Genomic DNA, 22,840 nt, shown 5'->3' with positions numbered 1-22,840 from the left:
ATTGGCAATAATTGATTTGCAGCGTCAGGGAGTGGAGCAGGGGGGATATGTCACATTTAAAAACTGACTGGCTGTGTGTTGCTACCGAAGGTGATACCGTTGATGGCAGAGTAATTAAACGGCAGTGGATTATAGATATGGGTGAAACCTATGACTATAACCACTGGGTTGCTTTAATCTGGCCAGAACATGAGGACGATTGCGGTAATTTCGGTGAGGTGCTGGAAGCCACCTGGAGTGATGGTGATGATGGTCTGGCGCGGTTATATGTCAGCCTTTGCCCGAATATGCGCCTGATTTTCGCCAACCATGAAGATCAGCTTTTATTTTTCTCCATTGAGCCGGAAGAGAACTGGCGCGGTAGCGGACGGACTTACCTGAAAGGGCTGGCGGTAACAGACACGCCAGCCAGTATTGGCACCACACGGCTGCGCTTTAGTAGTCGGCGTAAAAAATTATCTGAACAGGGCTATTACAGCTGTGTAATTTCCCGTGACGGAAAAATAAAACAGGAAGGAAAAATGAAGAACTGGCAAAAATTGTTTGGTATCAAGCCGAAATTTGAAGATGAAACCACGCAGGATAATCCTGCGCCGGATGATGATAAGTTACAGGCGCTTGCTAATGTGGTAAACGATCTGGAAGCACGTGTCGCAAAAATTGAAAGTCAGATTAATGACGTTCAGGATGATGTTGATACCATTTCCGAAGTGGTTGACACGGAAGAATTTGCCGCTATTCGTGATAATGCGAAAGATATCGTTAAACGTTTTAACGATTTAGGTAGTAAATCAACCCGTTCACCTGGGCGTAAAATTTCGGAAAGAGCCGGGAAGTTTAATTTTCTGTAATCCGCTTTAACGCTGAATAACGCAGGTTAATTTTTATTATCGCTTAATTGCGAGGGAGTTTTATGCACCTTAATAATCGTGCGCGGGATTTACTCGATAAATATTCGGTGGGAATGGCCGAGCAAATGGGTACTCGTGATCCAAGCCGCTTTTTCTCACTAAATGACCCGCAGGAAAATGCGCTGCGTCTGGCCATGCTGGAATCAGTTGAATTTCTGGAAATGATTACCTGTCTTGACGTAGACCAGCTTTCTGGCCAGGTGATTTCTGTGGGCGCATCGCGGCTTCATACTGGCCGTAATGCAGCAGGGCGCTTTGTTCGTCAGGTTGGTGTGGATGGTAATACCTACGATCTGGTTGAAACGGACAGCTGCGCCGCGTTGCGCTGGGATTTGCTTTCCGTATGGGCTAACGCCGGTAAAGAAGAAAATGAGTTCTTCAATCTGGTGCAATCCTTTTCAACCCAGATTTTCGCTCTGGACATGTTGCGCATTGGTTTCAACGGTACGCATCGTGCGGCCACTACCGATGCTGAAGCCAACCCAAACGGTGAGGATGTGAACATCGGTTGGCATGAACGCATGAAAACACTGCTCGACGGTAATCAGATTATGAATGATGAAGTCGTACTGGATCAGGCCGGTGACTACAAATCACTGGATGCTATGGCGCAGGATTTGATTAACGCCAAAATTCCGGCGCAGTACCGTAATGATCCGCGTCTGGTTGTGCTGGTTGGTGCAGACCTGGTTGCTGCTGAACAGTATCGGTTGTATCAGGCAGCTGACCGTCCAACAGAGAAAATTGCAGCGCAGATGCTGGGTAGCACCATTGCCGGGCGCAAAGCGATTATTCCGCCATTCATGCCGGGTAAACGTATGGTGGTTACGCCACTGAGTAACCTGCACATCTATACCCAGCGTAATACGCGCCAGCGTAAAGCCCGCTTTGAGGATGATCGCAAACAATACGAAAACAGTTACCTGCGCAACGAAGGTTACGCCATTGAAGTGCCGGAACTGTATGCAGCCATTGATGAATCGGCGGTGACCATCGGCGCAGTATCTGAACCAGCGGAGGGTTGATAAATGGCACTTTCTCCCGCACAGCGTCATAGCCAGCGCATTCTGGCTGAACAGCAACTGAAAAAGCGTCGGGCGATTGAAACGCTGGAGAGTCTGCATGTGCAAATCCAGATCCTGAATCAGGATATCGCGTTTTTACGTGGACTCCCGACGATTGCAGATCGTGTGACATACAAGCGCGATGAGCTGATTCCACGCTGGAAGCCGACTGTTGATGAATATCTGACAGGTGAAAGCGTGTATGAAAACCCGGTCTTTGCCTGGTTCGTTGTGTGGATGTTCGATGTTGGTGAGCTTGATGAGGCGTTGCGCCTGGCTGATATCGCGATTGAGCAGCAACAGCCAACGCCGGAGAACATTAAGAGCCGCTTTCCGGTATTTGTCGCTGATACGGTGATGGAGTGGGCGGAAAGCACGGCAGCAGCGGGGGAAAGTGTCGAGCCATATTTTTCACAGGTTTTTGAGAAAGTGACTCAGCGCTGGCGGCTTCATGAAGAGATTACCGCCAAGTGGTTTAAATTTGCCGGATTGATGCTGTTACGCGACGACAACGGCCAGCCACGCGCTACGGCAGTGGAAGATGTTGACACGTTGTTAAAGGCCAATGAACTGCTGGCCTGTGCTGAAAATCTCTATAAGCGCATAGGTGTAACTACTATGCGAGCACAGATTGCGGCACGCATTCGCAGTCTGACGAAATAAAAACGACTACCGCAAGCCAGGCGGACGCGGTGGAGGGCAGAACACCTTGTGTGTAACTGCGCCGTGGAAACCGGTCAGTCCGCCTTTTTCGGGGGAATTATGTTTAGCGGAAAGCCGCTGGATTATCAGGATGAGCCGCTGACAAATAACGGCTTCTGGCCGGATCTGAACCTGAAAGACTTTCAGGCGCAGCGGTCACTGCCGCCAGATATTGACGCGGACACAATCAGCCAGGCGCTGCTTGCAGCTGTAGCGGAGGTCAATGCGGAGCTGGAGAATGTGGAAGCCATCTGGAAAACAAAAGGATATGTGCTGGCTGCGGATGTGCCGGGCGTAAAAATGGGCGGGCTTAACAGTCTGTGCGCCCAGTACATGAAAGCTGTATTTGCCAGGGCAAAAGCGGATCTGCTGGGGGAGTTTGCCACAATCGGGCGGCGTGATTCTCATCCTGGACAGGAAAGCCAGGAAACCCGCGCCGGATTACTTGCTGAGGCTTCAGTTGTGATCCGCCGTATGAAAGGGCTGAAAAGGGCAACGGTGAAAAAAGTATGAGCCAGACGCAGATTCAAAGCCTGACCGAATTTTTTAAAGAGAACGTCCCGCCCCGCGCGATGCAGTCGTTTGACAGCGTGCTGGATGAGATGAAGTTCATTCCTGCGGCGAAGGATTACGGGTTGGGACAATACCGCCAGGCTGTGATCCGGTATGACGCGGTGCTGAGCTGGGGGCGTTTCCCTTATCGCCTGTGTCCTCCGCAGCTGCTTATGTCCTTACTGGCGGCGTGGCTGGATGATGCGGACAGGGAACTACTGGATGAAGTGGGGCTGAGTGAGGCGGAACCAGACTGGGATGTATCGGTAGAGGATGAGGAAACGGCCACTGTTGTGCTGACCGTGCCGATGGTGGAAGAACTGGTGATCAGGCGGGACGATAACGGGGCTATTCCGTGGCAGGGGGAGCGCTGGTCACTGGTTGAGCCTGAAATCTGGACGGCGCTGACTGCCAGCATTTACAGCGTGGATGAGGCTGGTGCGCCGGTAGGTGAGGGGGAATGATTGTCGGTGGCGAGCTGAATAAAAAGCAGCTGGCCGAATTGCGCAAGGCGCTGGCCAGCATGGATCTGCCGCCGAGAAAACGGCAGCGTCTGATCTGGCGTCTGGCCAAATATGGCGTGATCGCTGCGGCGAAACGGCATGTGCGCAATCAGGAATCACCGGATGGCCAGAAGTGGCCAGGGCGTAAGACAAAACGCAAAGGGAAGATGCTGCGTAACCTGCCAAAGCTGCTGCATATCCGTGAAATGCCAGAAATTCAGGCTGTGCGGATCTATTTGCAGGGTGGTGGCTACCGGAACGGGGAAACACCGGTTCCGGCCGGGACAGTCGGTTACGCACAGCAAAACGGAATGCGCGTGACCGTCAGTCGTCGCAATCAGTCACGGAAGGCAGAGGCCGGGAAAATGGCCACGCCAGCACAGGCCAAAAAACTGAGGGCGCTGGGCTATCGGGTACGTACTGGCAAGCGCTGGAAAAAGCCCACACTGGGTGAGATTACGCAGACGATGCCTTACAACCAGGCGGGGCTGTTGATTCGGAAGTTAAGCGGTAAAGCGGTGAAAACCAGCTGGACAGTGGAACTTCCTGCCCGTGTATTCCTGGGCATGAATGACGATGAATTTGATAAAGCGCTGGCGCGTCAGCTTCAGGCCATTGGCTTTGGCTGGAATGTTAAGGCGCAGGATATTAAGGGGAAAACATGACCTGGCCAAATGTGACAGTGAACCAGGTAAATCAGCTTCTGGGCGAAACCAATGAAGTGGAACGCACGCTGCTGTTTATCGGTACGGGTACCAAAAATGTAGGGAAAACGCTGGCGGTGAATGCCCAGAGTGATTTTGATTCACTGCTGGGTGAGGAGGCCAGCCCGCTGAAAAATGATGTTCTGGCTGCGCTGGCGAATGCTGGCCAGAACTGGTGGGGATTCATTCACGTCCTGTCAGCTGAAGCGGAGGAGGGCGCCTGGGTTAAAGCGGTTCTGGCCGCGCAGGTGGTGTGCTCTGTGGAAGGCGTGGTGTTGTCTGATGATGTAGCCACTAAAGCGCAGGTAAATCAGGCCGTGACGTTACGATCCACGCTGATTTCAAAGTATGGCCGCTGGGTGTGGTTCATTCTGGCCGCGCAGGGGATGCAGAACGAAGAAGCACAGGCGGATTATCTGGTACGCATGGCCACCCTTCAGGATGGTATTGCCGAAAAGTCAGTACAGCTGGTTCCGCGTCTGTGGGGGAATGAACCGGGTGTGCTGGCGGGGCGTCTGTGTAGCCGTGCAGTGACTATCGCAGACAGTCCAGCCCGTGTGAAAACCGGGGCGCTGCTGAACCTGGGCAGTGATGAAATGCCGGTTGATGGTGCCGGAGCTGTGATGGAACTGGCCACACTTCAGGCACTGGAAGCGCAGCGCTTTAGTGTGCCGATGTGGTACCCGGACTATGACGGCTTTTATTGGTCTGACGGGCGCACGCTTGATGTGGAAGGGGGTGATTACCAGTCAATTGAAACCCTGCGTGTTGCCGATAAAGCGGCGCGTCGTGTGCGTTTGCTGGCTATCAGCAAAATCGCAGATCGTTCACTGAACAGCACGCCGGGCAGCATTGCTGCACACCAGACGCTGTTTGCACGTCCGCTGCGTGAAATGTCTACTGCCGCCAGTATTAATGGGGTGTCATTTCCGGGGGAAGTGAAGCCGCCGCAGGATGGTGATGTGACCATTGTCTGGAAGAACAAAAAGACGGTGGATATTTATCTGGTGGTGCGCACCTGGGAAGTTCCGCTGCAAATCACTATCAGTCTGTTACTTGATGCCAGTCTGGAGGCCGCTGCATGAGTAGACGTATTTCGGGCATGTCATTTGATACCTACCTTGACGGTGATCTGATCCATATCGAGAAAATCACACTTGATATCACGGATAACAGCACCGCCGCCCAGACCCGTGGTGTGCCGGATGGTCATGTTGATGGTGATGTGGCCGCAGAGGGAGAAATTGAGGTCAGTTCAAAGGTTCTGGGCGTACTGACGGCTAAAGCCCGCGCCGCAGGTTCGTGGCGTGGTATTGAACCACTGGATTTTCTTTTCTATGCCAAAGCGGGCAGCGAGGAAATGAAAGTGGAATCGTTCGGCAACAAACTCCAGCTAAGTAATCTTCTGGATATTGATCCGAAGGGTGGCGGTGTGGCGACGCACAAAATCAAATATTTTGTGACCAGCCCCAAGTTCGTGAGCATCAACGGCGTGCCGTATCTGGAAGCGGAAGCCACGGAAAATCTGATCGGATAAGGAAGCCATAATGCAGGAGTATGAAAAGGGGTTCATTGCACTGGTAGTAATGGGGGCGGTGATTGCACTGGGTAAGTTGCTCAATAGTGACGAGCCGATCACTTTTCGCCTGGTTGCCGGGCGCGTTATTGTCGGCAGCGGGTTGACGTTGATCGCCGGGGTAGCGTTGTATTTTGTCCCGGATATCCATCCTCTGGCAATTGCCGGTTTTGGTTCTGCTTTGGGTATTCTCGGCCAGAACGTGGTTGAGGCATGGCTGCGCAAGCGTGGTTTTTCAGGGATTTTTGATAAAGGGGCAGGAAGATGACACTAAGTGAAAAACAACAACGTTTTACGTCGATGATTGCGTTGTTAATTCAGTATGCAAATGCGAATGGCATGTGGTTGACGTTTGGTGAAGCGTACCGCACACCAGAACAAGCTGCGCTGAATGCGAAGAAAGGCAGCGGTATTTCAAACAGTCTGCACACCCTGCGTCTGGCTGTAGATTTTAATCTGTTCGTGAAAGGGGAATACAAAACCCGTACTGAAGATTATCTGCCGCTGGGGGAATATTGGGAATCTTTAGGCGGCAGCTGGGGCGGGCGCTTCAAATCAAGGCCGGATGGTAATCATTTCAGCCTGGAACATAACGGGGTGCGCTGATGAGCAGCGGGCAGTGGCTGGTTGTGGTGGCGCTGGCGTTTGTCTGGGGCTGGCTGACTGCGGACTGGCGGCGCGACAGTCTGGAGCTGGCAATCAACACGGCTGCACAGGTGGCGGGCGATAAATCGCGGAAGGTGATGCAGGATGTTGCCAGTGATTCCGCCAGAACGCTGGAAGATAAACTGGAGGCGTTGAAAGATGCGCAACCGCGCGAAATTCGCACTGAGGTGCTTAAGCCTGTGTTTACCAATGTTTGTCTGTCTGATGAGTTTGTCAGCATGTACAACAGCGCTGCAGCCAGTACCGAACGTGCGCTATCAGGAAAACCTGAAAACTAAATGTGCCACGCAGCTACCACGCCTGAATGGTGCAACAGGTAAAGACGCAGCAGAATTACTGACGATTTATCTTGAAATTTATGGCCAGTGTGCCGCGCGTCATAATCAGTTAGTAGACGAAATTAATTTAAGAGAGAATATTAACTATGGAAAAAATTAAATTGTGTGTTTGTGGTGTGGATATTGTTTTTGAACCGAACCAGACCGCATACAATAAATTTATTAATGAAATGGCAATGGATAATAAAATTGCCCCTGCGCATAATTATCTGACGCGTATTGTTTCGACTGAAAGTAAAGATGCGCTTACGGAAGTATTGAAACGACCGGGCGCCGCACTTCAACTGGTCAGTAAAGTAAATGATATTTACGCGCCAGAACTGGAGATTGAAGTAAAAAACTGACAAAGCGAGTCCATGATATTGAACGAAATGGACTCGAACAGTATTTAATTCTCCGTCGTCATTATTTGCCACATGGTCAGGATTCCATTGACGATATTGCCGCAGCTATATGGCTGGATAACCGTCACTGGGAATATACGGGAATAGCCGTGGCTAATGGCGTGGCTAAAGCATTTAAAGGCACAGAATGAAGCAATTAGATTTTACATTAAGCCTGATTGATAAATTGTCCCGCCCGTTAAAACAGGCGCAGGGCAACGTAACGGGCTTTGCTGAAAAATCAAAAGCAGCCTTTATGCAAATTGGTGGCGGTGGGCTGGCGCTGGCGGGTACAGGTATGGCCATTAAAGGTGCGCTGATGCCCGCCATTGAAATGTATGACGCGCTGAATGATGCGGCTGCAAAAGGGATTGATGATTCTGCGCTTAAAACTGTTCAGCGTGATGCGCTGCGCTTCAGTACAACATACGGTGCCAGCTCGGTGGAGTTTGTTAAGTCCACTGAAAATATTAACGCCTCTATTGCCGGGCTGACGGGCAATGAGCTGCCGAAAGTGACGAAAGTCGCCAATATTCTGGCTTTTGCGCTGAAGTCTACCGCTGCGGATACAGCGGAGTTTATGGGGCAAATGTTCGGTAACTTTTCCGCCGATGCTCAAAGGCTGGGCAAGGTTGAATTTGCTGAACAACTTGCCGGGAAAATGGTGTACATGCGTAAAACCTTTGGCACAGAAATGGCCACTATCAAAGACTTGATGGAAGGTGCTCGCGGAGTCGGGACTAACTACGGCGTGGGGCTGGATGAACAGCTGGCCGTACTGGGTCAGTTAAACCGTACGCTGGGTACGGAGGCAAGTAGCGCTTACGAGGGCTTTATGACAGGCGCTATTGACGGGGCTAAAAAGTTGGGGCTGTCCTTCACTGACTCAACCGGAAAAATGCTCTCGATGCCGGAAATGCTGATCAAGTTGCAGGGCAAATACGGGAAAAGCCTGGAAGGAAACCTGAAAGCACAGGCGGAGCTTGATGCGGCATTTGGTGACAGTTCAGCCGTGGTGAAGCACCTTTACGGCAATGTAGCGTTGCTACAGCGGAATATCACAGAACTGGGAGGGGCGGACGGGCTGAAGCGTACCCAGGAAATGGCGCAGAAAATGGTTAAGCCGTGGGATCGCTTTGTCGAAATCCTTAAAGCCATCCAGACTGTCATTGGACTGACGCTGATCCCGGTGCTGTATCCGTTGCTCAACCGCCTGGCGGATATGGGACAGACTTTTGCCCGCTGGATGCAACTGTTTCCCAACATTGCGCGTGTCGTTGGTTATGCAGCAATGGCCTTACTCAGCTTTGCCGCAGTGGGGGCTGTGGCAAATATCGTGATGGGTGTATCCAAATTTATCATGATGGGTTTACGTGGGATCTGGTCTGCGCTGACGGCTGTTACGAAGGTATATACCGCCACGGTATGGCTGGCTAATATGGCCGTGATTGCCTGGAACGCTACGCTGAAATTTCTGCGCGGTGCGTTGCTGGCGGTTCGTATGGCGGCAATGATGGCCGGGATTGGTATCAATCTGATGAGCTGGCCGATTCTGCTTGTGATTGGTGCGATAGCTCTGCTTGCTGCTGGTTGTTATCTGTTGATTAAGCACTGGGATGCGGTTAAAGCCGCAGTGATGAATACTGACGCATTTCAGGCATGTGCGGAGGTTGTTGAGTGGCTTGCAGGGGTGTTTGCTTCAGCCTGGCAGTTTATCAGTGAGGGCTGGAATAGTTTTATTTCATTGTTGACCAGTTTTTCTCCTTCTCAGGCATTAAGTGGGCTGGCCACGGGTATCGTGTCGCTGTTTGATAATGTCTGGCTATCCGTTAAAAACGGTTTTTTGAAATCATGGAACTGGATTATAGAGAAAATAAATAAAATTCCCGGAGTGGATATATCATTGGCGACAGATACCGCGCCATCTTTGACAGGTAACACTCTTTCTACTGGTGGAGATTTAAAGGGAGTTGACAGGGGCGGCATTAATAAAACCATCAGCAGTAATTCAAAATCTGTGACTGATAACAGCCGGAAAATTGGTGTGGTGAATGTTTATCCAAAAGAAATGGTAACGCCTGGTCAGTTAATGGAGTTTCAGGAGCTTGGAGCATGAATGAGAGTCTTTATATTGATTTACTTATTCAGAATGGTGATTTTGTTCTGAATACTGGCCGCGAACCTGAGTTGTGTAATAACCGTCAAAGTATAGGGCAGGATATTACTCATTCTATTATCGAAAGTGGATTAGCAACGGAACTAATTGCTGAACGTAGCCCAACTATGCGGGCTGATATTTTTACTCGCATGGAATTACTGATTGAAGATGATGAGCGTATTGTGCCTGGAACGGTAGAAATCAGTGAGGAAAGTCAGAAACGATTATGGATCACTGCCAGCACATATGATTTTGGCGGAATTTCTGCGCAGGTGGATTTATGACGGAAAAACCACAGGTTGATTTTGAAGAGGTGGTGAAAGCCAGCGGAATGCCGGTGACGGAATCTGAAGTACGGGATCGCTTTAATGCGATTGCGGCTGATGAGGGAATGATCACCAACACATCCCGCATGTCACCGTTCTGGCGGTTAATTACGGCCATTGTGACTGCGCCGGTGATTTGGCTGAAAGAGGTTCTGGTGTCCGCGGTGCTGGCCAATATGTTTGTGGCCACGGCCAGCGGGAGCATGTTGCGTCTGCTGGCCTGGGCGGTGAACGTGACGGCGAAACCCGCCAGCGCTGCGCAGGGCGTGATCCGCTTCTTTAAGGAAGATGCCAGAGCTGTTGTGACGGTGAAGGCCGGGACGGTTATCCAGACTGAACGCATCAACGGCAGGGTGTACGAACTGGCGACCACGGGCGATGTGGTGATCCCATCTGGCACGGCCAGCGCATTGCTGCCTGTGAAAGCCACCGGAACCGGGGGAGCCTATAACCTTGCGCCAGGGTATTACCGTATTCTGCCAGTTGCTGTTGATGGTATCAGCCACGCCGCCAGTGAAGAGGACTGGCTGACTGTACCGGGGGCGGATGAGGAAAGTGATGATGAATTGCGTGAACGCTGCCGGAATCAGTTCAACCTTGTGGGGAATTACCATACTGATGCCGTATACCGGTCAATGATTGCCGGAGTTGCTGGGCTGAGTATTGATCGGATTTTCTTTGAGCATGAAGCACCGAGGGGGCCGGGAACCGCCAATGCGTATCTGCTGCTTGATAGCGGGGTGGCATCTGCGCCGTTCGTTGATGCCGTCAATGACTATATCAATAGCCAGGGACACCACGGCCACGGTGATGATATGCAGTGCTACGCAATGCCGGAAACGCTTCACGATCTGTCCGTCACTGTTTACGTCAAAAACCTGAGCAATTTAAGCGATGACGAAATAAAAACGCTGAAGGATGGCGTTGAAAACATGATTCGCTGCGCATTTCGTGAAAATGCTGATTTCGACGTCAGAAAGACGTGGCCGTATTCGCGTTTTTCGTTTTCCCAGCTTGGGCGGGAGATCCACAAAACATTTTCGCTGACGGAATCACTGACGTTTTCTCTGGGTGACATTACCAGTGATCTGAGTGTTCCGCGTCTGAAATCACTGGTTGTGAGCATAGAAAATGAATGAGTTCCTGAAAAAGCTGGCGGGGATGGTGCTTCCGTCATGGATGAATAAAGGTGAACCCGCAAAGCTGCTTAAAGTTGCTCGCCGGTACTGGACGGAAGTTTACGGCTGGATCACATGGCCGTTGAATCAGTTTGATCCGCTGACGTGTACACCAGCATTACTGAACCTGCTGGCATATGACCGCGATATAACCCGTTTTGACGGGGAACCGCTGGCGCTGTTTCGTAAGCGCGTGGCGTATGCCTTTGTTAATGCCCGTGATGCCGGTTCTGTAGAGGGATTCATCAATATTTTTGAGCGGCTGGGGATTGGGTATGTGGAGTTACAGGAGCGTCAGCCGGATATTGACTGGGACGTGATTCTTGTTCGCGTCACAGACAGTCAGATAGCGGACAACACGCAGCTGTTGATCCAGATTATCCGGCAGTACGGCCGTACATGTCGTCGTTATCAGTTTGAAGTGATTACGTCTGAAAGCCTGGTTATCCGGGCAGGATGGGATCAGGGGGAATACGTTGTTTATCCGGCACGGCTGGTCGATGCGGAAAACAACGGCGCAACATTCAGCGCGAGTTTATAGGGAGTAAGTATGTCACAGACAGTTATCACGCTGGCGTTTGAGACGTGGAAAGCCAGCCAGGCCGTGACGGGTGAACCCGTACTGCTGGATGAGTTTGTTTTTGCGAATGTACCAGGGCTTGATCCTGCCCTGCCGATTGACCGTAGCGAGACATTGCCGCCTGTGGCGCAGATTGTTCACCGACAGGCTGTAAGCCGTAAAGGTGTTGTGAGTGAAAATGCGGTGGTGCATTCCGTTGTTTTGGGTGCAGATGTTGGTGATTTCTCGTTTAACTGGATTGGACTCATTAACAAAGCTAGTGGCACGCTGGCTATGATCGTACATGCCCCGGAACAGCAAAAGCTGAAAACAGCGGAAGGACAGCAGGGCAACGTGCTGACGCGCTCATTCCTAATGGAATACAACGGCGCACAGGCTGAGACAGGGATTAATACGCCTGCGGAAACCTGGCAGATTGATTTCACTGCCCGCATGGCGGGGATTGATGAGCGTCAGCGCCTGGAAAATATTGATCTTTACGGTGCGGCTGCGTTCTTCGGTGACGGTTATCTGGTAGCGAAAACCGGCAATCAGTTTTTTGTCACCAAAGGCACCGGTTATGTTGCCGGATTACGCGCATCACTGGCCGAAAATCAGAATATTACTGTGACAACTAAGCCAGTAAAAATCTGGCTTGATGTGTGCTGGACTGGGACGCTGACAAGCGCATGGGGAGTTCAGAGCAAGATTACGGTAGCTGCAAATCTGGCTGATTATGTACAGAATGGCGTACAGCATTACGTATTTGCAGTGGCTTCTATTGATGCGAATGGCGTTATTACAGATTTGCGACCAAAAGGTACCCTGGGGGAACAACAGGCAAATAGTGATTTTGTCCGTAAAGACAAGAATCTTTCTGATATTAACGATAAGGCAAAGTCTTTATCAAATATCGGTGGAGTCCCGAAAACAACAAAAATTAATGGCTATTCGTTATCTGGTGATATTGATTTATCGTTTAATGATGTTGGTGCAATTCCCGTCGAAGTTCACGGCATTATTCGTAATAGCCAGACAATGGCATCAGCAAATAAGCCAGGATGGTGGCAGGTTGCGGTTCCGAATCCTTCAACGGTTTCTGATTTTCCGAAATATCCGAATGGAACCTACTTATACGGCTATGGTTATTTGTTTGTTGAAAAGACAGGTAATTCATGGATTCAGCACTATTACAGTCATCATGGCGTAAATGCGAAACGTCAGGAATGGAATGTTGAGCCAACCACTGATGTTTTGTGGGTTATTGATTACAATACAGCAAATAAACCGACTCCCGACGATATCGGCGCTTTATCTATTTCAGGCGGTCAACTTACTGGCGGTCTGTCGCTTCATCGCGGAATCCTTTTCTTTCCTGAGTCAGCTTATAAAAATAAAGCCGAGGGATTAACGGGAACGTATGCGACCGATACTCTGGATTATCGCTGGGAACTGTATGCGCGTAGTAAGGCAAACAGCAGTATTCGCTCTAATATCTTCACTGTTGATATTTCCGATATTTCGAAAGGTTCTACTGCTTCCGGTGGTGGTTCGAATAATACAACAACAATTACAATTCATGGCCGTATTGTCACGCCCTTTGCGATTCAACCGGGGGACTGGTCAAACTTTGATACGCGTTACCAGGCAAAAGGAAATTACACGCCAGCAGGTCAGGCTTATACAAAAGCGGAAAGCGATGGCAGGTATTACACAAAATCGCAGTCTGATGCACGCTATTTGCAGGGGATTCGCGTAAGTGCAACGCAAGTCAGGGAATTCCGTGACGGCGGCGGATACTCATCGAATGACGCGGCATTTGCAACCGCAATCGCTATGGTGGGTGGAAGTTCAAACGTTGGTTCTCTGCTTGTCAGGTATCTCCAGCGGAATATTAACGGCACCTGGGTAAATGTAGCTACGTAATCAGGGAGAATAAAATGCAGCATCTTAAAAATTTAAAGAAATATACTCCAGACGATGCATATAAATTGTTCTTAGTGGATGAGCATGGCGCAGAGTTTTTTATGTCTGAGGACGGGCGGGACTGGTACGAGTCGCAGACCGACTTTATGTCGGACACACTGAAAGTGGCATATGACGGCGCTGGAATTATTCGTTGTATCAGCAATGATGTGACAGCTATTTATCCGCGAGATTTTAGTATCGTGGAAGTTAAAGCCACGGCAAAAAATAAAATGGCGGATATTTCAGGGGAATGGGTATTTAAAGACGGAAAAATCCAGCCACGCCAGTATTCGCAAAATGAATTAGTTGAACAGGCGGAGGCAAAGAAAGCTGAGTTATTGTCAGCCGCAGCAGCTGCAATCGCGCCGTTGCAGGACGCGGTAGATATTGGTGAGGCAACCGAAGAAGAGTCCGCGCTTTTACTTGAGTGGAAAAAGTACCGGGTTCTGCTTAATCGCATTAAGCCAGCTGATGCGCCAGATATTAACTGGCCGGAGGTGCCAGAACATGTGGCGTGAAGCGCGTCTGGCATTTGATGATTCGGTTGCGGCGCTGAATTGCTCCATCGTTCCGGCGCATCCGTGGGTTTATGGACTGGGTCAACTGACTGAAAGCGGGGCATATTTGAGTCCCGTTAACGCAGTATCTTACCTTGCTGAAAAACTGGCCGGAACTGGTGGTGTGGCTGATGTAGTGATCTTCATGGTGACCGGGCAGACACATGAAAATTTTATGGCCAGTCTTGGTGGCCTGGTAGATGTATTCCCCGCCCCGGCATTCACACAGGTAAAGAGGCTGGCGCAATCAGCGGCGGATCTGGCCATTGAAAAAATGCAGATCCCGGCAAAATCAACTGCGGGTTTACCTGCACCTGTTCCGTTGTCTGTTCCTACCAGCAGGATGGCGTTATCAGCTGCTGCAATCAGTGCGGCGCAACAGGCGGCTGGTGCCGGATTTGATATAAGTGAATTAAAGCAACAACTGGGAGAGTTCACGCAGCTGCGCGACAAACTGATCGGTGATGTGGCCAGCGGACTGAATGAATTGCAGGGAAAAAGTGCCAGAGCGTGGGTTTTTACAGCCAGTGGAGACACCGCCACCATGTTGCTGGAACTGGTAAAAGGGATTCCGCAGCAGTCCGCTGTTTACACGGCGGCGATGATGCTGGTTGGCGATAATCTTGATGGAATAAAGGGAATGATTCATGACTTCGATCCCAACACTGGCGCTTAACGGCGAGGCGATACAGCTAAAAAATATGCGCGTGACTGTTTCACAGCAGTTTCAGGACAAAGACCAGTCCGGCCAGACCAGTGCGACGTCCAAATCAGAGCAGGGCGCAAAGGGTAAAGAGCTGCGCATTAGTGGAGAGATCCCCTTTAAAAACCCGGAGATCCTTAAACGCATCTTTGAGCTGGCCAGCGCCACCGACAGCGGCGGTAAGCGCCAGAAATACCGCGTTGCGCATGAGGTTGCCAGGGCGGTGAATTTTCGTGAAGCCACATTTACAGGCACGCTTGATGCCCCGCAGCAGGATGGGAAAATGGCCTGGCTGGTGACATTCACGCTGGCGGAACATATCAGCGTGCAGGAAAAGCGGGAAGCGAGGGCGACGGGCAAAACAACGGCGAAAAAACAGACTGCCGGAAGCGCCGGGAAGCCAGGCGGTCAGAATGCCGGTGAGGATGAAGAAAAACTGACGTGGTTTGAGCGTAAAGTGCTGAAGCCCGTAAATGATGCGCTGGGGTAATGATGAAACCAGTAAAACGCCTTTACCTTTCAACGGATGAAGTGCATCTGACTGATGCAAGTCTGGTTCTGGAGTTGAGCAGTTGCGGACGAGGTTTTATTACTGCTGAGACGACAAACGATTACACAGGGAAACTGGTGCGGCTGGATGTGGGGTATTCCGATCTGCTTTTGCGCTGGTTTACCGGCTATGTGGAACGCTCACAACCTGCCGAAAATGGTTTTCAGCGTCTGTTTGTACGCGAGCTGGTTGGCATATTTGAGAGAATGTGGCCATGTTCGTTTCAGCACCCAACTTTACGCCAGATCGCCAGCTGGCTGGAGGAAAACAGTGGAATTGCTGTCAGTGTGTCGGATGCCCCTTACAGCGATAAGCCGATCCCGCACTTCACCCATAACGGCACGGGCTATCAGCTGCTGAATAATCTGGGTAGGGCGTTCAGTATCCCGGATTACATCTGGTATCAGTTGCCTGATGGTTCCCTGTATGTGGGCGGCGCGGAAAAAGCGATGTTTGCTGATCGCCCGGTAGATATCCCGGCTGAGTTCAGTCAGGGGGCTGCGGGCGGTAATTCCATGACGTTGCCAGTGATCCAGAGTCTGCGTCCGGGTGTGGAGATGAACGGGGAACGCGTGACCAAAGTTCATCTGACCAATGACACAATGGCCATCACCTGGACACCCAGAAACCGCGCAACAGGTCAGCCATTACAGAAAACACCGGCACAGCGTCAGATTGAAAGCCATTACCCGGAACTAGCTTCCGGGCTGCATCTGCCAAAACAGGCCAGAGTGGTGGCACACAGTGAAGCCGTGAAAAGTGGTAATTTTGCCGATCCGTTCCGGCCGCGCTATGCCGTGGATGTGCAACTGCTTGACGCAGACGGAAACCCGGACAACAAGACGCCGGTTTATTCTGCTGTGCCGCTGCCGGTTCCTATGGCCGGTAATGATTCGGGCATGTTTCAGTTTCCGCCTGAAGGGACGCTGGTTGAAGTGGCATTTACTGGCGGGAGGCCGGATAAGCCTTTCATCCGGCAGACGCTACCGGATGGAACCAGTTTGCCCGATGTTAAGCCTGGCGAACAATTACAGCAGCAGCGCGAAGAAGTGTCACAGCGGGTTACTCAGGCTGGCGACTGGGTACGGCAGACCGATCAGACTATCAGTGAAAATTCGATGGTGCGAAGCGTTAAAGCTGATACAGAACAGCGCGAACTGGTCAGCCGTGAAACCACGGTAAAGGCCACGGATAAAACCACGGTACTGGGAACCGCCACGCTGCTGGCTGGGGCTATCCAGCAGGTAAGCGCCGGTGATTACAGCCAGGCAGTAAAAGGTAACAGGCTGGCCAGTATTGAAGGGAACGAAGAAACGGACATAACAGGACGGCAGTCCACCAAAGTGGGCGGAGCCGTGGATATTGAAGTGGGGGAATCCCTGACAGAAAAAATTGCCGCACTGCGTAAATCTGTAGCCGCTGGCGGTCAGCAGGTTATGGGGGCAACCGTTCATATTGGCAGTGAGAGTATCAACGCCCTGACCATGATGCTGGACACCATTGATTTACTGGCAGAACTGGCGCAGCAATGTGCGAGCCATTCGCACCCCAGTGTTGGTACGCCAACCAATGCCGGAGCATTTGCCCAGACGGCAGCGAAAGCCGGACAGACCCGCAGCAAATACCAGAGCATAATCGCCTGACCATCCAATCAGCCCGCGCATATTGCGGGCTTTTTTGTACTCACTCTCAGGCTTCACCAGACGCATTCTAAGCGCCTCTTTTATCTGACCACTACCGCGCAACACCGTAAAAGGATCTGTGCTGTCACGTTACGCTGGCGGCGCTACACGCTGACAAAATAAATCTTTCGCAGACAAAAACGGCGCTACACCGCACCCGCCTGCGGTTTTTGGATCGTAGAAATTTTTCAGTTTTATTTTTCTTCAAATCAGACCGCCAGACCGCGCCAGCGCTGGCGGATTGCGGGAAACACTAAACTGAAAACGTTGAAAAGAATTTCACTTTTTTTCAGTAAAAAGGATCAGTAGTGGATTTGATGAAATTGTTAACTTACAGATAAATAAGGGAAAAATAAATTTTATGTGGCTTTTGGGGATCTAATTACTCCGTGTGCTATAGACGGCAAAAAGCCCGCGATTCTAGGAATGGCGCGGGCTACGGTGTTCAGTTTGCAATTTTTAAAACTGAAAAACAGCGGTTAAAGTTTCCCTTCCGAAATATTGAAATCCACGACTTCTTTGGTTTTCAGATCCAGTGTACAGGCATAGGTCATGTTCATTTTTGCGTTGAAGCCGTTTGTAAATTTGACCTTATCACCGATGAAGGTTAACTGGTTCTTTTTGCTGTCAATCCTGCCATGAGAAAACATTGGATCTAACATTCCGTCAGTCCATTCAAATTCATACTTCGCGGAACGCTCAACCAATGGTTTGCATTTGGTCACAGCATCTACCAGGTTCTTATCAAAGTTGCACTGGGTGTCAGTGTTAGAACATACCTTTGGAGTTTCAGCTGCTTTTTCATCGTCACCACTACCAACGAAATACATGATTATTCCCACAATAATAATCAGTATCAGACAGCCGCTAAGTTTCTGCTTAGCACCAAAGCCCGGATCTTTTACGCCACAGTGTGGGCAAGTCTTTGCAGAGGTTGATACTTCTTTTTTGCATTCTTTGCATTTAGTGAGTGCCATAAACAATTCCTTATTAATTAAGCAGCTAGATGATAACCAGCTAAACCGTATGCTTACAAGGAACAAATGGCCATTGATAAATACTGTTGTGGATAGTGGTAAAGGAAGTTGTGCGACATTTTTGCGACACTTGGCAGTTGTTATTACCTTTAATGCGCCTATTTATAAGGATTTTCATGTGTTACGAAAGTTATATTATATAGCTATTGCTAAAACGTTAAATTTTTGAGCCTGTGCAACTCTGGTTTACAATGGGCCCACTCCAGCCAGATGCAATTAACGCGTCACAGTAACGAGGAAGCAGAATGAGTCGTCGCGCAGGTATGCCAACAACAAAAAAAGTGACGCAATTAGTGAATGTCGAAGAACACGTCGAAGGGTTCCGCCAGGTCAGGGAAGCGCATCGCCGTGAACTGATTGATGACTACGTTGAGCTGATTTCTGATTTAATTATCGAGGTCGGTGAAGCGCGTCAGGTTGATATGGCGGCGCGACTTGGCGTTTCCCAGCCGACGGTCGCCAAGATGCTCAAGCGTCTGGCGTCGGTAGGGCTTATCGAAATGATCCCCTGGCGCGGGGTATTCCTGACCGCAGAAGGCGAGAAGCTGGCGCAGGAAAGCCGTGAACGCCACCAGATCGTGGAAAACTTTTTACTGGTGCTGGGCGTCAGCCCGGAAATCGCACGCCGCGATGCGGAAGGGATGGAGCACCATGTAAGCCAGGAAACGCTTGAGGCTTTCCGCCTGTTTACGCAAAAGCACGGAACGCCTTCTGAATGAGTTTTCCTTTTCTGCGGGCATTAAGACGCGATCGTTTCCTGCTGTTATTACTCCTTGTCGGGGCCGGACTCAGTCTGTTCGTCCCGTTTACTCCCCGCACCTGGCCGGGTGCAATTGACTGGCACACCATTATTACGCTGAGCGGTTTGATGCTGCTGACCAAAGGCGTTGAGCTGAGCGGATATTTTGATGTGCTGGGCCGCAGAATGGTTCGTCGTTTTAAAACGGAACGCCGTCTGGCAATGTTTATGGTGCTGGCGGCGGCGGTGCTGTCAACGTTCCTGACCAACGATGTGGCGCTGTTTATCGTCGTTCCGCTGACTATTACCCTGAAAAGACTGTGTGCGATTCCGGTAAACCGGCTGATTATCTTTGAGGCGCTGGCGGTCAATGCCGGTTCGCTGCTCACGCCGATTGGCAATCCGCAAAATATTTTGTTGTGGGGGCGTTCCGGTCTCTCATTTGCGGCTTTTGTCTGGCAGATGGCGCCGCTTGCCGCCGTGATGATGCTGACGCTGTTGGTGCTGTGCAGCCTTTGTTTTCCGGGGAAGGCGTTGCAATACCATACCGGTACGCGCGCCCCTGAGTGGCAACCGCGCCTGGTGTGGAGCTGTTCTGGGTTGTATATCGTGTTTCTGACCGCGCTTGAACTGAAGCAGGAACTCTGGGGGCTGGCGATTGTGGCGGCAGGGTTCATCGTCCTGGCGCGCCGCGTGGTATTGAGCGTCGACTGGACGTTGCTGCTGGTGTTTATGGCGATGTTTATCGACGTGCATTTATTGATACAGCTACCGGTGTTACAGGGCGTACTGCGCCATGTTGAAACGCTCTCTGCGCCGGGGCTTTGGCTGACTGCGCTCGGTCTGTCGCAGTTTATCAGCAATGTGCCCGCCACGATTTTATTGCTCAACTACGTTCCACCGACCGCGTTGCTGGCCTGGGCGGTTAATATCGGTGGTTTTGGTTTGCTACCGGGATCGCTGGCGAATCTGATTGCATTGCGGATGGCAAATGATCGGCGTATCTGGTGGCGGTTTCATTGGTATTCGTTGCCGATGCTGCTCTGGGCGGCGCTGGTGGGATATGGATTGTTGCTGCTGAAGTGATGGCCCGATGGCGCTACGCTTATCGGGCCGATGCGGTAGGCCGGGTAAGGCGAGAGTCGCCACCCGGCACATGGCTCTGATCAGTTCAGACGAACCGGCATACCGGAACGGTTCTGAACGGCCTGCTCAACCACAGACTGATCGACATCAGGCTGGCTGGTGACGCTCTGAACGCTTTTGTTCAGGTTAATCGGTACGATCTCGCCGCCTTCGAACTGCGCTTCCGTGGTAGACAGAGGGTTATGGACTTCAATGTAACGGCTGCCATCTGGCTCAGTGGTCGCTTTCACCGGCTCGTCGATAAACTGTACGCGGGTGCCGACCGGCACATTTTCAAACAGGAACTTGATGTCGTCGTTACGCAGACGGACGCAGCCGTGGCTGACGCGCAGGCCGATACCGAAGTTGGCGTTGGTGCCATGAATCGCATACAGACGACCAATGTACAGCGCGTACAGACCCATCGGGTTATCCGGGCCAGCCGGCACGACGGCAGGCAGCGGTTCGCCCGCCGCGCGGTATTCGGCATGCATTTTCGCCGTCGGCGTCCAGGTCGGGCCTGCTTTCTTACGCTCAACTTTCGTTGTCCAGTTGATTGGCGTGTCTTTCCCTAATTGACCGATACCAATCGGCAGGACGATCACCGTGTTGGTGCCTTTCGGGTAGTAGTACAGACGCATTTCCGCACTGTTAATGACAATGCCTTCATGCACGGTGTCCGGCAGGATCAGCTGCTGAGGAATGTTCAGCACCGTACCGCCTTTTGGCAGGAAGGTATCAACACCCGGGTTCGCTTCCAGCATGTTAGACAGCCCCATCTGATATTCAGCCGCAAAATACTCCAGCGGTTGGGTATTGCCTTCCGGGATAGTGATCACCTGGTTTTGACCAACGACGCGACTGCCATCGGTCGGTAAAGGATAAGTCACCGCTGAGGCGGTGCTGCAAAAGCCAACTACAGCGAGGGCCGCCGCGAAAAACGTTGTTAATTTCATATTCATGTTATGCGAGATTCAGTGCCTGGCAGGCTATTGGGTTGAGAATTCTGTCATGTTGGGAGCGCATTATATGTGCATTCCCGTTAAGTGGGAATTCAGATGTGTACGAAATCACATTTTTTTCCCGTGAGGACAATTTTAGCGGCTTACCGTGAGGCGCGATCTTATTTAAGACTTGTGGCATAATAAGCGGTTTGTCACATATTTTTCAGGATACGCCAGTGTTAGTTTCCAGCAACGTCACCATGCAGTTCGGCAGCAAGCCGCTGTTTGAAAATATTTCCGTCAAATTTGGCGGCGGCAACCGTTACGGCCTGATTGGCGCCAACGGTAGCGGTAAATCCACCTTTATGAAAATCCTCGGCGGCGATCTCGAACCGACGCTGGGCAACGTCTCTCTCGATCCGAACGAGCGTATCGGTAAGCTGCGCCAGGATCAATTTGCCTTCGAAGAGTTCAGCGTACTCGACACGGTGATCATGGGGCATGTTGAACTGTGGGAAGTGAAACAGGAACGCGACCGCATCTACGCGCTGCCGGAAATGAGCGAAGAAGATGGCTATAAAGTGGCCGATCTGGAAGTGAAATACGGCGAAATGGATGGTTACTCTGCCGAAGCGCGCGCGGGCGAACTGCTGCTGGGCGTGGGGATTCCGGTTGAGCAGCACTACGGCCCGATGAGCGAAGTCGCGCCAGGCTGGAAGCTGCGTGTCCTGTTGGCGCAGGCGCTGTTTTCCGACCCCGATATCCTGCTGCTTGATGAACCGACCAACAACCTCGACATCGACACGATCCGTTGGCTGGAGCAGGTACTGAACGAACGTGACAGCACCATGATCATCATTTCGCACGACCGTCACTTCCTGAATATGGTGTGTACGCATATGGCGGATCTGGATTACGGCGAACTGCGCATTTACCCGGGTAACTACGACGAGTATATGACTGCCGCCACCCAGGCGCGTGAACGTCTGCTGGCCGATAACGCCAAGAAAAAGGCGCAGATTGCAGATCTGCAATCTTTCGTCAGCCGCTTTAGCGCTAACGCGTCTAAGTCTCGCCAGGCAACGTCTCGTGCCCGTCAGATTGATAAAATTAAGCTTGATGAGGTGAAGGCCTCCAGCCGTCAGAACCCGTTCATCCGTTTTGAACAGGATAAGAAGCTGTTCCGTAACGCGCTGGAAGTGGAAGCGCTCGCGAAAGGCTTTGATAACGGCCCGCTGTTCAAGGGCGTTAATCTGTTGCTGGAAGTGGGCGAAAAGCTTGCGGTACTCGGGACTAACGGCGTGGGTAAATCCACGTTGCTGAAAACGCTGGTGGGCGATCTGGCGCCGGATAACGGCACCGTGAAATGGTCAGAGAACGCGCGCATTGGGTATTACGCGCAGGATCACGAATATGAGTTCGAAAATGACCTGACGGTGTTTGAATGGATGAGTCAGTGGAAGCAGGAAGGCGATGACGAGCAGGCTGTACGCAGCATTCTTGGCCGTCTGTTGTTCAGCCAGGACGATATCAGAAAACCGGCGAAGGTGCTCTCCGGTGGTGAAAAAGGGCGTATGTTGTTCGGTAAGCTGATGATGCAGAAACCGAATATCCTGGTGATGGACGAACCGACCAACCACCTGGATATGGAATCGATCGAATCGCTGAACATGGCGCTGGAGATGTATCAGGGCACCCTGATTTTCGTTTCTCACGACCGTGAGTTTGTTAGCTCGCTGGCGACGCGCGTGCTGGAAATTACGCCGCAGCGCGTGGTGGACTTCAGCGGCAACTACGAAGATTATCTGCGTAGTAAAGGGATCGACGGCTAAAAAAAAGCCCGGTGGCGCTACGCTTACCGGGCCTACGCTACAGTTTGTAGGCCGGGTAAGGCGAAGCCGCCCCCCGGCAGTTT

General features: G+C 51.3%; 28 protein-coding genes. 26 read left to right on the top strand and 2 right to left on the bottom strand.

Annotated features, from left to right (window positions below; genetic code table 11):
• Positions 1-47: 47 nt before the first annotated feature.
• From OGX80_RS11310 to OGX80_RS11205, 23 genes are all read left to right on the top strand, one after another.
• Positions 48-851, top strand: a complete 804-nt coding sequence (locus OGX80_RS11310; protein ID WP_286471228.1) for a GPO family capsid scaffolding protein — start codon at positions 48-50, stop codon at positions 849-851.
• Positions 852-913: 62 nt separating this feature from the next.
• A complete protein-coding gene (locus OGX80_RS11305) occupies positions 914-1,936 on the top strand; it encodes a phage major capsid protein, P2 family (protein WP_233644175.1) in 1,023 nt (340 codons plus the stop codon).
• 3 nt (positions 1,937-1,939) lie between these two features.
• Positions 1,940-2,638, top strand: coding sequence for a phage terminase small subunit (gpM, locus tag OGX80_RS11300; RefSeq protein WP_172773934.1), 699 nt, complete (start codon positions 1,940-1,942; stop codon positions 2,636-2,638).
• A gap of 99 nt (positions 2,639-2,737) precedes the next feature.
• Positions 2,738-3,190: a head completion/stabilization protein gene (locus OGX80_RS11295; RefSeq protein WP_172773933.1), complete on the top strand. Its 453-nt coding sequence runs from the start codon at positions 2,738-2,740 to the stop codon at positions 3,188-3,190.
• Positions 3,187-3,693, top strand: a complete 507-nt coding sequence (locus OGX80_RS11290) for a phage tail protein (RefSeq protein ID WP_172773932.1) — start codon at positions 3,187-3,189, stop codon at positions 3,691-3,693. The genes OGX80_RS11295 and OGX80_RS11290 overlap by 4 nt, the downstream gene beginning before the upstream one ends.
• A complete protein-coding gene (locus OGX80_RS11285; RefSeq protein WP_160880244.1) occupies positions 3,690-4,397 on the top strand; it encodes a hypothetical protein in 708 nt (235 codons plus the stop codon). The genes OGX80_RS11290 and OGX80_RS11285 overlap by 4 nt, the downstream gene beginning before the upstream one ends.
• Positions 4,394-5,521: a DUF2586 domain-containing protein gene (locus OGX80_RS11280; protein WP_286471218.1), complete on the top strand. Its 1,128-nt coding sequence runs from the start codon at positions 4,394-4,396 to the stop codon at positions 5,519-5,521. The genes OGX80_RS11285 and OGX80_RS11280 overlap by 4 nt, the downstream gene beginning before the upstream one ends.
• Positions 5,518-5,973, top strand: coding sequence for a phage protein (locus OGX80_RS11275; protein ID WP_172773929.1), 456 nt, complete (start codon positions 5,518-5,520; stop codon positions 5,971-5,973). The genes OGX80_RS11280 and OGX80_RS11275 overlap by 4 nt, the downstream gene beginning before the upstream one ends.
• Before the next feature lie 10 nt (positions 5,974-5,983).
• Positions 5,984-6,280 (top strand): phage holin family protein, encoded by a 297-nt coding sequence (locus tag OGX80_RS11270; protein WP_160880241.1) that lies wholly within the window; start codon positions 5,984-5,986, stop codon positions 6,278-6,280.
• Positions 6,277-6,618 carry a M15 family metallopeptidase gene (locus OGX80_RS11265; RefSeq protein WP_000175564.1) on the top strand — a complete coding sequence of 114 codons (342 nt, stop codon included), beginning with the start codon at positions 6,277-6,279 and terminating at the stop codon, positions 6,616-6,618. The genes OGX80_RS11270 and OGX80_RS11265 overlap by 4 nt, the downstream gene beginning before the upstream one ends.
• On the top strand, positions 6,618-6,956 hold the full coding sequence (locus tag OGX80_RS11260; RefSeq protein ID WP_172773928.1) for a hypothetical protein: 339 nt from the start codon (positions 6,618-6,620) through the stop codon (positions 6,954-6,956). Before OGX80_RS11265 ends, OGX80_RS11260 begins: the two co-directional genes overlap by 1 nt.
• Positions 6,928-7,116, top strand: coding sequence for a hypothetical protein (locus OGX80_RS11255; protein ID WP_160880239.1), 189 nt, complete (start codon positions 6,928-6,930; stop codon positions 7,114-7,116). Before OGX80_RS11260 ends, OGX80_RS11255 begins: the two co-directional genes overlap by 29 nt.
• Positions 7,103-7,360, top strand: a complete 258-nt coding sequence (locus OGX80_RS11250; RefSeq protein ID WP_172773927.1) for a putative phage tail assembly chaperone — start codon at positions 7,103-7,105, stop codon at positions 7,358-7,360. The genes OGX80_RS11255 and OGX80_RS11250 overlap by 14 nt, the downstream gene beginning before the upstream one ends.
• Positions 7,357-7,551 (top strand): DUF6890 family protein, encoded by a 195-nt coding sequence (locus OGX80_RS22410; protein WP_419866916.1) that lies wholly within the window; start codon positions 7,357-7,359, stop codon positions 7,549-7,551. Before OGX80_RS11250 ends, OGX80_RS22410 begins: the two co-directional genes overlap by 4 nt.
• Positions 7,548-9,515, top strand: coding sequence for a phage tail tape measure protein (locus OGX80_RS11245; RefSeq protein WP_286471217.1), 1,968 nt, complete (start codon positions 7,548-7,550; stop codon positions 9,513-9,515). Before OGX80_RS22410 ends, OGX80_RS11245 begins: the two co-directional genes overlap by 4 nt.
• On the top strand, positions 9,512-9,841 hold the full coding sequence (locus tag OGX80_RS11240) for a DUF2590 family protein (RefSeq protein ID WP_172773925.1): 330 nt from the start codon (positions 9,512-9,514) through the stop codon (positions 9,839-9,841). The genes OGX80_RS11245 and OGX80_RS11240 overlap by 4 nt, the downstream gene beginning before the upstream one ends.
• Positions 9,838-11,022 carry a baseplate J/gp47 family protein gene (locus OGX80_RS11235; protein WP_286471216.1) on the top strand — a complete coding sequence of 395 codons (1,185 nt, stop codon included), beginning with the start codon at positions 9,838-9,840 and terminating at the stop codon, positions 11,020-11,022. The genes OGX80_RS11240 and OGX80_RS11235 overlap by 4 nt, the downstream gene beginning before the upstream one ends.
• A complete protein-coding gene (locus tag OGX80_RS11230) occupies positions 11,015-11,602 on the top strand; it encodes a phage tail protein (protein WP_160880234.1) in 588 nt (195 codons plus the stop codon). The genes OGX80_RS11235 and OGX80_RS11230 overlap by 8 nt, the downstream gene beginning before the upstream one ends.
• A 9-nt stretch (positions 11,603-11,611) precedes the next feature.
• Complete coding sequence (locus tag OGX80_RS11225) at positions 11,612-13,546, top strand: phage tail protein (protein ID WP_286471215.1); 1,935 nt, start codon at positions 11,612-11,614, stop codon at positions 13,544-13,546.
• Positions 13,547-13,560: 14 nt separating this feature from the next.
• Positions 13,561-14,106 (top strand): tail fiber assembly protein, encoded by a 546-nt coding sequence (locus OGX80_RS11220; RefSeq protein ID WP_233644163.1) that lies wholly within the window; start codon positions 13,561-13,563, stop codon positions 14,104-14,106.
• A complete protein-coding gene (locus OGX80_RS11215; RefSeq protein ID WP_286471212.1) occupies positions 14,096-14,821 on the top strand; it encodes a hypothetical protein in 726 nt (241 codons plus the stop codon). The genes OGX80_RS11220 and OGX80_RS11215 overlap by 11 nt, the downstream gene beginning before the upstream one ends.
• Entirely contained in the window at positions 14,793-15,338 is a 546-nt protein-coding gene (locus OGX80_RS11210; RefSeq protein ID WP_233644161.1) for a baseplate complex protein, read from the top strand. The genes OGX80_RS11215 and OGX80_RS11210 overlap by 29 nt, the downstream gene beginning before the upstream one ends.
• Complete coding sequence (locus tag OGX80_RS11205; protein ID WP_233644160.1) at positions 15,338-17,041, top strand: hypothetical protein; 1,704 nt, start codon at positions 15,338-15,340, stop codon at positions 17,039-17,041. Before OGX80_RS11210 ends, OGX80_RS11205 begins: the two co-directional genes overlap by 1 nt.
• A gap of 518 nt (positions 17,042-17,559) precedes the next feature.
• Here OGX80_RS11205 and OGX80_RS11200 read toward each other — a convergent pair.
• Entirely contained in the window at positions 17,560-18,057 is a 498-nt protein-coding gene (locus tag OGX80_RS11200) for a hypothetical protein (protein WP_160880228.1), read from the bottom strand.
• A 305-nt stretch (positions 18,058-18,362) separates the two neighbouring features.
• Here OGX80_RS11200 and mntR point away from each other — a divergent pair, with 305 nt between their 5' ends.
• Positions 18,363-18,836 carry a manganese-binding transcriptional regulator MntR gene (mntR, locus tag OGX80_RS11195; protein WP_115181806.1) on the top strand — a complete coding sequence of 158 codons (474 nt, stop codon included), beginning with the start codon at positions 18,363-18,365 and terminating at the stop codon, positions 18,834-18,836.
• On the top strand, positions 18,833-19,942 hold the full coding sequence (locus OGX80_RS11190; RefSeq protein ID WP_115181805.1) for an anion transporter: 1,110 nt from the start codon (positions 18,833-18,835) through the stop codon (positions 19,940-19,942). Before mntR ends, OGX80_RS11190 begins: the two co-directional genes overlap by 4 nt.
• An 80-nt stretch (positions 19,943-20,022) precedes the next feature.
• Here the strand turns inward: OGX80_RS11190 and ldtB are convergent, their stop codons facing one another.
• On the bottom strand, positions 20,023-20,943 hold the full coding sequence (gene ldtB, locus OGX80_RS11185) for a L,D-transpeptidase (RefSeq protein WP_012133148.1): 921 nt from the start codon (positions 20,941-20,943) through the stop codon (positions 20,023-20,025).
• 218 nt (positions 20,944-21,161) lie between these two features.
• Here ldtB and OGX80_RS11180 point away from each other — a divergent pair, with 218 nt between their 5' ends.
• Positions 21,162-22,757, top strand: coding sequence for an ABC-F family ATPase (locus OGX80_RS11180; protein WP_047457942.1), 1,596 nt, complete (start codon positions 21,162-21,164; stop codon positions 22,755-22,757).
• Positions 22,758-22,840: the final 83 nt, after the last annotated feature.

Origin of the sequence: Citrobacter sp. CK194, from assembly GCF_030333395.1 — a bacterium.
GTDB classification, from domain to species: Bacteria; Pseudomonadota; Gammaproteobacteria; order Enterobacterales; family Enterobacteriaceae; genus Citrobacter_B; species Citrobacter_B koseri.
The sequence above is the reverse complement of the archived record's forward strand: the minus strand, read 5'-3'. Positions and strand labels throughout refer to the sequence as shown.

What these genes read in the sequence shown, in the direction of transcription:
- OGX80_RS11270 (WP_160880241.1), top strand. Translation starts at nt 5,984, where the DNA reads ATGCAGGAGTATGAAAAGGGGTTCATTGCACTGGTAGTAATGGGGGCG.
- OGX80_RS11215 (WP_286471212.1), top strand. Translation starts at nt 14,096, where the DNA reads ATGTGGCGTGAAGCGCGTCTGGCATTTGATGATTCGGTTGCGGCGCTG.
- ldtB (WP_012133148.1), bottom strand. Translation starts at nt 20,943, where the DNA reads ATGAATATGAAATTAACAACGTTTTTCGCGGCGGCCCTCGCTGTAGTT.
- OGX80_RS11245 (WP_286471217.1), top strand. Translation starts at nt 7,548, where the DNA reads ATGAAGCAATTAGATTTTACATTAAGCCTGATTGATAAATTGTCCCGC.
- OGX80_RS11310 (WP_286471228.1), top strand. Translation starts at nt 48, where the DNA reads ATGTCACATTTAAAAACTGACTGGCTGTGTGTTGCTACCGAAGGTGAT.
- OGX80_RS11210 (WP_233644161.1), top strand. Translation starts at nt 14,793, where the DNA reads ATGACTTCGATCCCAACACTGGCGCTTAACGGCGAGGCGATACAGCTA.
- OGX80_RS11220 (WP_233644163.1), top strand. Translation starts at nt 13,561, where the DNA reads ATGCAGCATCTTAAAAATTTAAAGAAATATACTCCAGACGATGCATAT.
- OGX80_RS11190 (WP_115181805.1), top strand. Translation starts at nt 18,833, where the DNA reads ATGAGTTTTCCTTTTCTGCGGGCATTAAGACGCGATCGTTTCCTGCTG.
- OGX80_RS11265 (WP_000175564.1), top strand. Translation starts at nt 6,277, where the DNA reads ATGACACTAAGTGAAAAACAACAACGTTTTACGTCGATGATTGCGTTG.
- OGX80_RS11200 (WP_160880228.1), bottom strand. Translation starts at nt 18,057, where the DNA reads ATGGCACTCACTAAATGCAAAGAATGCAAAAAAGAAGTATCAACCTCT.
- OGX80_RS11235 (WP_286471216.1), top strand. Translation starts at nt 9,838, where the DNA reads ATGACGGAAAAACCACAGGTTGATTTTGAAGAGGTGGTGAAAGCCAGC.
- OGX80_RS11275 (WP_172773929.1), top strand. Translation starts at nt 5,518, where the DNA reads ATGAGTAGACGTATTTCGGGCATGTCATTTGATACCTACCTTGACGGT.
- OGX80_RS11290 (WP_172773932.1), top strand. Translation starts at nt 3,187, where the DNA reads ATGAGCCAGACGCAGATTCAAAGCCTGACCGAATTTTTTAAAGAGAAC.
- OGX80_RS11205 (WP_233644160.1), top strand. Translation starts at nt 15,338, where the DNA reads ATGATGAAACCAGTAAAACGCCTTTACCTTTCAACGGATGAAGTGCAT.
- OGX80_RS11280 (WP_286471218.1), top strand. Translation starts at nt 4,394, where the DNA reads ATGACCTGGCCAAATGTGACAGTGAACCAGGTAAATCAGCTTCTGGGC.
- OGX80_RS11225 (WP_286471215.1), top strand. Translation starts at nt 11,612, where the DNA reads ATGTCACAGACAGTTATCACGCTGGCGTTTGAGACGTGGAAAGCCAGC.
- OGX80_RS11230 (WP_160880234.1), top strand. Translation starts at nt 11,015, where the DNA reads ATGAATGAGTTCCTGAAAAAGCTGGCGGGGATGGTGCTTCCGTCATGG.
- OGX80_RS11260 (WP_172773928.1), top strand. Translation starts at nt 6,618, where the DNA reads ATGAGCAGCGGGCAGTGGCTGGTTGTGGTGGCGCTGGCGTTTGTCTGG.
- OGX80_RS11295 (WP_172773933.1), top strand. Translation starts at nt 2,738, where the DNA reads ATGTTTAGCGGAAAGCCGCTGGATTATCAGGATGAGCCGCTGACAAAT.
- gpM (WP_172773934.1), top strand. Translation starts at nt 1,940, where the DNA reads ATGGCACTTTCTCCCGCACAGCGTCATAGCCAGCGCATTCTGGCTGAA.
- OGX80_RS11250 (WP_172773927.1), top strand. Translation starts at nt 7,103, where the DNA reads ATGGAAAAAATTAAATTGTGTGTTTGTGGTGTGGATATTGTTTTTGAA.
- OGX80_RS11285 (WP_160880244.1), top strand. Translation starts at nt 3,690, where the DNA reads ATGATTGTCGGTGGCGAGCTGAATAAAAAGCAGCTGGCCGAATTGCGC.
- mntR (WP_115181806.1), top strand. Translation starts at nt 18,363, where the DNA reads ATGAGTCGTCGCGCAGGTATGCCAACAACAAAAAAAGTGACGCAATTA.
- OGX80_RS11305 (WP_233644175.1), top strand. Translation starts at nt 914, where the DNA reads ATGCACCTTAATAATCGTGCGCGGGATTTACTCGATAAATATTCGGTG.
- OGX80_RS11240 (WP_172773925.1), top strand. Translation starts at nt 9,512, where the DNA reads ATGAATGAGAGTCTTTATATTGATTTACTTATTCAGAATGGTGATTTT.